Source organism: Pseudoxanthomonas sp. LjRoot204_2 (assembly GCF_056175765.1).
The window spans coordinates 1-5,724 of the sequence record NZ_JBGFFG010000219.1 but is presented as its reverse complement, the minus strand read 5'-3'; the positions used below and the strand labels follow the sequence as shown (position 1 = coordinate 5,724).

The following is a 5,724-nucleotide window of genomic DNA, read 5'->3' as shown; positions in this document are numbered from 1 at the left end:
CGCTGGATGCGCTGCGGATCGGTGGCGTGGATGCGCGCCGCCGCGACAGGATCGACCTTCGCCAGCTCGGCGTGCAGGGCCGGCCAGCCGCATGACTGCGCCTGGGCCGTGATGTCGGCGCGCACGCCGGCATCGGCGGCCGGCATCGCGGCCAGCCCCTCGAGYAGCGCCTGGAAGTAGAGCCCCGTACCGCCGGCCAGGATCGGCAGTCGACCCCGTGCGGCGATGTCGTCGAGCGCGCGCCGGGCATCGTCGGCGAACTCGGCGGCCGAGTACGCCTGCCAGGGGTCRCGCACGTCCAGCAGATGGTGCGGGACGCGCGCGCGTTCTTCCGGCGTGGGTTTCGCCGCGCCGATATCCAGGCCGCGATACACGAGCGCCGAATCCACGCTGACGATCTCGCCGCCGACACGCGCCGCCACGTCGAGCGCGAACGCGGTCTTGCCCGAGGCGGTCGGGCCCATGATGGCGATGGCGAGCGGACGTGCGTCGAGCGACATGCGGAACGCGGTGCGTGGGCGGGCGCCAAGCTTAACGTGCCGCCACCCGGGCCGACGGCGTTGTGGGATGCCGGTCATGGTTGGACGATGCGGCGGCGGCGCGCACGCGCGCGGCTCGTGTACAGTCGGGCGGCGTCCACAGGGGGATGCAAGCAGCAAGGCCGATGCGCGCGAGATCCGTGCACGTCGCTTGTCTGCGCAGCGGACGGCACTCCATTTTTGCGCGAGTCGACCGGATGCCTGTTTTTCCCCTTTCCCTGCGCCAGCCGCTGCTGGTCCTGTTCGCACTGTCCGTCCTGCTCACCGGCTGCGGCCCGGAAACACCAGCTTCCGCTACCAAGGCTGCCGCCCGGGCGGCCGCGATGCCTTCGTCCTCTCCTGCAGCGCAGCCTGCGCGCGTGATGGCCGCCGCCGTCCCGACCAGCGCGGTACCGAACCCGATCCTGTTCGTGACGCAGGTGCCGATGGCGGGCGATCCGTTCGCCAGCCGCATGTCGACCTTCGCCAACCATCTGCCCAGCATGCTCGCCCTGCCGCGCGGCGGCGACCTCATGATCCGCTACCCCGACGGCACGCTGCGCAACCTGACGAAGGAAGCCGGCTTCGGCATGGAAGGCCAGCAGGGCGCCAACGCCATCGCGGTGCGCGAACCCGCCGTGCACTGGAACGGCACCAAGGCGATCTTCAGCATGGTGGTCGGCGGACCGCCGCAACGTTACGTGCACCCCACCGCGAAGTGGCAGCTGTACGAGGTCACCGGCCTGGGACAGGGCCAGACCGCCACCATCACCAAGGTCGCGAACCAGCCGGCGGACTACAACAACGTGTCGCCGATCTACGACAGCCAGGACCGCATCCTGTTCACCTCGGATCGTCCGCGCGGGGGCGAAGCGCACCTGTATCCGCAGCTCGATGAGTACGAGAGCACGCCGACCATCACYGGGATATGGCAACTCGATCCGTCGAATGGGCAGGTGCGCCTGCTCAACCACGCGCCGAGCGGCGCGTTCTCGCCGAGCATCGACCGCTACGGCCGGGTGATCTTCATCCGTTGGGACCACCTGCAGCGCGACCAGCAGGCCGATGCCGGCACCTACGGCGCGTACGACGTCGCCAGCGAAGCCTCGGGCGCGGCCAGCATCGGCCTGCAGCCGGAGACATTCCCCGAATCGCGATCGGGCATGAGCAGCGCGTACGGGCAGGTCAACGGCTTCACCTATAACCTGTTCACGCCGTGGCAGATGAACCAGGACGGCACCGAGGAGCTCACGCTCAACCACATCGGCCGCCAGGAACTGTCGTTCGGTTATCTGCCGAAGTCGTTCTCCACCGACAGCGCCCTGTCGGACTATTCCAACACCGCGCTGATCGCCAACAAGAAATACATCCGCATGGACGGCGGGCTGTTCCAGGTACGCGAAGACCCGACCGTGCCCGGCAGCTACTACGCCATCTACACGCGCGAGTTCGCCACCGGCGGCACCAACCAGATCGTCCGCATCACCGGTGCGCCCACCCTCAACGCGGAGCAGATGGAAATCGTGGACGCGTCGCCGGCGGCCGACGGCAGCGGCAACCTGGCCGGTGGCCGTTTCCGCAATCCGTTGCCGATGAGCAGCGGCCACATGGTCGCCAGCTACACGAGCAGCCCGTCCTTCCAGTCGGGCGTCTCGCTGCGCTTGCACCAGCTGCAGACGAACGCCAGTGGAATGCTGGTGGCCGGCCCGGCGCTCACCCCCGGCATCAGCAAGAACCTGACGTGGTGGGATCCGGACACGCAGCGCAGCTACAACGGCGCACTGTGGGAGATCGAGCCGGTGGAAGTGGTGGCGCGTGCGCGTCCGCCCGTCACCACCACGCCGATGGCGTCGCCGGAACAGGCGGTGTTCGCCAGCGAGCAGGTCAACGAAGCCGCGTTCCGCGCCTGGCTCAAARCGAACCAGCTTGCGCTCATCGTCACCCGCAACCAGACCGCGCGCGATCGCGACGACAAGCAGCAGCCCTACAACCTGCGCGTCCCCGGCGGCGTGCAGACCCTCGGCGGCAACGGCAGGATCTACGAGGTCTCGCACTACCAGATCCTGCAGGCCAACATGATCCGCGCGTACAACAACGGATCCATCTACCAGCGTGGCCGCCGGCCGATCGCGCAACCGATGGCGGTCGCTGCCAATCCGACGAACACGGGCGGCCCCAGCGGCAGCGTGCGCATCGCCACAGACGGGTCGACCGCAGCGTTCGTGCCCGCCAGTCGCGCACTGACCTGGCAGAGCACCGACGCGGCCGGCGTGCCGATCGTGCGCGAGCGCGTCTGGGTCACCCTGCAGGCCGGAGAGATCCGGACGTGTACCGGCTGCCATGGCGAGAACGCGCGCAACCAGGCCGGTGCCGTGCCGTCCACGGCGTCGCCCGAAGCGCTGCGCCAACTGCTGCGCCACTGGAAGCAGCAGCATTCGACCGATCCGATCCGGGTCAACGGTTCGCAGCCGCTGATCCCGAACCGCGCCGCGTTGCCGGCAGCGACGAGCGCGGGTGCGGGCGCCGTCGCGACCGGCGATGGCGCGACGCTGACGCGACGCTGGCTGGAAGAGGCAACGCCACGACGGGACGCACGCGACGCCACGCGAAGCCATCGGCCCGCGCACTGACGGCACGGGCGATGGCGGACGCGCGCCGGCTCTGCGCGCGTCCAGGAACTGTGCGAGCGCGGTGATTTCCCGCCCGGTCGGGTACTTGTAGCGGTGCGTGGCGACCCTGCGCGGCCTTGCGCAGGCTGTCCGACCATCGTCCTTCCGGCAACGCCGCGTTGTCCACGCGTGACAGACCACTCAGCCACGTGATGTTGTCGCGCACTTCGCGGTCGCTGAGGTGCTGGAACATCCTGGCCGGCACGCCCCACCGCACATGGCCGCACGTTCCGGGCCAAGGCGCCGAACGCGCCGGATGCCGCGCGCCGGCCCGTCAGTCGTCGTCGGGCCAGCGGATCGAGGGCGTGGCCGCTGCCTTGCGCGGCGACGGGACTGCCGCGACGGCGTTCCACACCTTCAGGGCGTCGACCGTGGCGGCGACGTCGTGCACGCGCACGATCAGGGCGCCACGCTGCGCGGCGATCAGGTGGGCGGCCACCGAAGCAGCCACGCGATCCGCCGGCGCGTCGCGGCCGGTCAGTTCGCCGAGGCTGCGCTTGCGCGACAGCCCCGCCAGCACCGGCACGCCGAGTTCGACGAAACGCTCCAGATGCGCCAGCAACTGCAGGTTATGCGCCGTGTCCTTGCCGAAGCCGAAACCAGGATCGATGACGATGTGCTTCTTCGGGATGCCCGCCATCTCGGCGGCGAAGATGCGTTCGGCCAGGAAGCGATGCACGTCGCCCACCACGTCGTCGTACTGCGGCGCGGCCTGCATCGAGCGTGGCTCGCCCTGCATGTGCATCAGCACCACCGGCACACCGAGCGCGGCGGCGGCATCGAGCGCACCCTCGCGGCGCAAGCCGTACACATCGTTGATCATCCCGGCGCCCGCCTGCACGGCGGCACGCATGACCTCGGGCTTGGAGGTGTCGATGCTGATCGGCACGGACACCTGTGCGGCCAGCCGCGCGATCACCGGCACCACGCGGCGCAGTTCTTCTTCGACCTCCACCTCGGCGGCGCCCGGGCGCGTGGATTCGCCCCCGATGTCGAGGACGTCGGCCCCCTCCTCCACCAGCTTCAACGCATGCGCGACGGCGGCGTCGGTCGTGTCATGCGCGCCACCGTCGGAGAACGAGTCCGGGGTGACATTGACGATGCCCATGACCTGCGGACGATCGAGTCTGAGGATGCGGCCGGCGCAGTCGAGTTGGGGAACGGTGTCGAACATGGCGATGCCCTAGTCGTGGTACGAGTGGCTTGATTCAGCGCAGATCGCCGAGCTGGCCACCGTCGACGGGATTGTTCAACCAGCCCGCCACGTCCTTGCCGATGGCGTTGACGGTCCGCTCCAGCACGGCGCACGAGCCCTTGAAACCGCCGGCGAAGCCTCCGCCCGAATTCCGCCGCGCGATGAACTTGGCGACCTGCTGTCCGTCGCGATAGAGCCATCCCTTCACGGTGACAGACTTGCGATGCCCCATCCAGGCATTGCCCGCGCTTTGCGCGTCATGGAATTCCATCTTCAGCACTTGCCCCGACGCCGTGTCCAGCGAATCCACCAGCTCGACGCGATGTCCGCCGGCGGATGCGAACCGGACCAGGGCATCCGTCAGCTGCGTCCCGATGGGACATTCGCGCTTGATATTGCCGGCGACGATCGAATCCTCCGCAAACGGCACGTCCCGCGGCGCCTTGAACTCGGCCGCGTGCACCGACGTGGTCAGCAACACCCCCAGCAGGACGACGCCCATTCCCATCCCCTTCATGGCATTCCCCTTGAATGATCGAAGCGGCCCCTGCGGCAACCTGCGCGCAAAGAAAAGGCCAGACGCAAGTCTGGCCTTTCATCATCGCGCTGGCAACGCGACTCAGGTCTGCTCGGCCGGCCCACCGATCGGGGGCAGCGGGCGCGACTCCGGCTTGTCGTCCTTGTCCGACTTGCCCCAACCTACGGGCGGCGGTACGTCGCGGCCTTCCATGATGGCGTCGATCTGCGGTGCATCGATGGTCTCGTACAGCATCAATGCATCGGCCATCGCATGCAGCTTGTCGATGTTCTCGGTGAGGATCTGGGTGGTGCGCGCATACGCCTTGTCCAGGATCCCGCGAACCACTTCGTCGATCTTGCGCGCGGTATCGTCGGACACATTCTTGTGCTGCGAGACCGAGCGACCGAGGAACACTTCCTCCTCCTCTTCCGCATAGGTGATCGGGCCCAGTTCTTCCGACAAGCCCCACTTGGTGACCATGTTGCGGGCCATCTTGGTAGCGCGCTCGATGTCGTTGGACGCGCCGGTGGTGACCTTGTCCGCACCGAAGATCAACTCTTCCGCCACGCGACCGCCGTACAGCGTGCACAGGCGGCTTTCGATGCCGGTACGGTTGATGCTGTACTTGTCGCCCTCCGGCAGGTAGACGGTCACGCCCAGCGCGCGATCGCGCGGAATGATGGTGACCTTGTAGACCGGGTCGTGCTCGGGCACCAGTCGGCCGACGATGGCGTGGCCGGACTCGTGGTASGCSGTGTTGCGCTTCTCTTCCTCGCTCATCGCCATGGAGCGACGCTCGGTGCCCATGATGATCTTGTCGCG

5 protein-coding genes are annotated in these 5,724 nt (G+C 68.2%); 1 reads left to right on the top strand and 4 read right to left on the bottom strand.

What is annotated here, in order from left to right; genetic code table 11:
* A partial coding sequence (gene miaA, locus AC04L7_RS11320; protein WP_475513030.1) for a tRNA (adenosine(37)-N6)-dimethylallyltransferase MiaA occupies positions 1 to 500 on the bottom strand: 500 nt, incomplete at its 3' end.
* Between the two features lie 236 nt (positions 501 to 736).
* Here miaA and AC04L7_RS11315 point away from each other — a divergent pair.
* A complete protein-coding gene (locus tag AC04L7_RS11315) occupies positions 737 to 3,148 on the top strand; it encodes an HzsA-related protein (RefSeq protein WP_475513029.1) in 2,412 nt (803 codons plus the stop codon).
* 313 nt (positions 3,149 to 3,461) lie between these two features.
* Here AC04L7_RS11315 and folP read toward each other — a convergent pair whose 3' ends face one another.
* The 3 genes from folP to AC04L7_RS11300 form a co-directional block, all read right to left on the bottom strand.
* Positions 3,462 to 4,361, bottom strand: coding sequence for a dihydropteroate synthase (gene folP, locus AC04L7_RS11310; RefSeq protein WP_435997507.1), 900 nt, complete (start codon positions 4,359 to 4,361; stop codon positions 3,462 to 3,464).
* Positions 4,362 to 4,395: 34 nt separating this feature from the next.
* Positions 4,396 to 4,938 (bottom strand): hypothetical protein, encoded by a 543-nt coding sequence (locus AC04L7_RS11305; protein ID WP_475513028.1) that lies wholly within the window; start codon positions 4,936 to 4,938, stop codon positions 4,396 to 4,398.
* Positions 4,939 to 5,001: 63 nt separating this feature from the next.
* Positions 5,002 to 5,724: ATP-dependent metallopeptidase FtsH/Yme1/Tma family protein (locus AC04L7_RS11300; RefSeq protein WP_475513027.1), on the bottom strand; the 723-nt coding region annotated here is incomplete at its 5' end.